This window comes from Streptomyces sp. NPDC058964 (assembly GCF_042741275.1).
Taxonomy (GTDB): domain Bacteria; phylum Actinomycetota; class Actinomycetes; order Streptomycetales; family Streptomycetaceae; genus Streptomyces.
Genome location: NZ_JBHYKH010000985.1, coordinates 1 through 1,331 on the forward strand (window position 1 = coordinate 1; position 1,331 = coordinate 1,331).

1 protein-coding gene is annotated in these 1,331 nt (G+C 70.0%); it reads right to left on the reverse strand.

Features of this window, described 5'->3' with window-relative positions; translation table 11 throughout:
• On the reverse strand, window positions 1-931 hold a 931-nt coding region (locus ACFW2E_RS47035; protein WP_384478347.1), incomplete at its 3' end, for a glycoside hydrolase family 16 protein.
• Between the last annotated feature and the right edge of the window lie 400 nt (window positions 932-1,331).

Here is a 1,331-nt window from a genome sequence, read left to right on the forward strand (position 1 = left end):
GCACATAGTCGACGACCATCGGGTGGCCGGGCTCGGTGGCGCCGGTCGGGCCCCCGCCGAACGCGTTCGGGAAGGCGCCGCCCATCGCCACGTTCAGGATGAGGAAGAAACCGTGGTTGGTGGCGTTGGCCCAGGTCGTCGCGTCCATCTGGTTCGCCGTGACGGTGTGGTAGTTGACGCCGTCGACGTAGAACCGGATCGCCTCCGGGCTCACCGAGCGGTCCCACTCCATGGCGTAGGTGTGGAAGCCGGACTGGCACGTGGTGTTCGGGCACGCGGTGGAGTTGCCGATGCCGTTGGTCTCGTTGCACGGGCCGCCCGGGTTGGTGCCGCAGTGCATCGTCGCCCATGTGGTGTTCAGGCCCTGGACGTTCTCCATGACATCCAGCTCACCGATCCCCGGCCAGTTCTGATAGTTGCCCCGGAAGGGTGCGCCCAGCATCCAGAACGCGGGCCAGTAGCCCTTGGCGGCGGTGCCCGTGGCGTTCGGCATCTGCAGGCGCGCCTCCACGCGCAGCTTGCCGCCCACCGGAGGCTGGAAGTCGGAGCGGATGGTCTCGATGCGACCCGAGGTCCACTTGCCGGCACTGCGGCGCGGGGTGATGAGCAGGTTGCCGTTGCCGTCGAGCGCGACGTTGTTCGTGCTGGAGGTCATCGTCTCGACCTCGCCGGTGCCCCAGTTGGCAGGGCCGCCCGGGTACGACGTCCCGGTGTCGTACTGCCACTTCGACGTGTCGACGCCGGAGCCGGCCGGGCCGTTGAAGTCGTCGAGGAAGACCTGGGTCCAGCCGGTCGGCGGAGCGGGAGCCGAGGCGTCCGCGGACGGCGCGGCGGCCGTGGCGACGGCCACAGCGAGTCCCATCGTGCTGAGGACGGCGACGAGCGCCCGTCTCGGGGAGCGCCGTCTGCGGGGGCCGGAGGAATCAGTCATGGGGGCCTCTCGGGGTACGGGGAGTTGACGCGCGGGTGCTTGAGAGCGCTCTCAAGCGAAAGACCGGCTCAATGTGCTCTCCGCCACTTCGGCTGTCAAGAGGTGAAACGGAGAGAGTCCTTCCGGGGAAGGGAGGGAAAAATCCGGCACGTCCGGCCGGAGATGCAGAGAGATCGGCCGGGCGCCGCTCCCCCACGGCGACCGGCGGCGGGCGCGGCCTCCCCGCGCCGTGGCCCACAGCCTCGGCGTCAACTGCCCCCTTCCCTCCGTCGCCCCTCCTCGCGGTGCATGCCGTGCACTCCGGTCACCGGCCCCTCGCTCCGGCACACCTTCGGGCCTGCCGGTTCCATCAGACCGGGCATGGCCTGTCGGCGAAATTCCCCGCCGCACCCGTACCCGA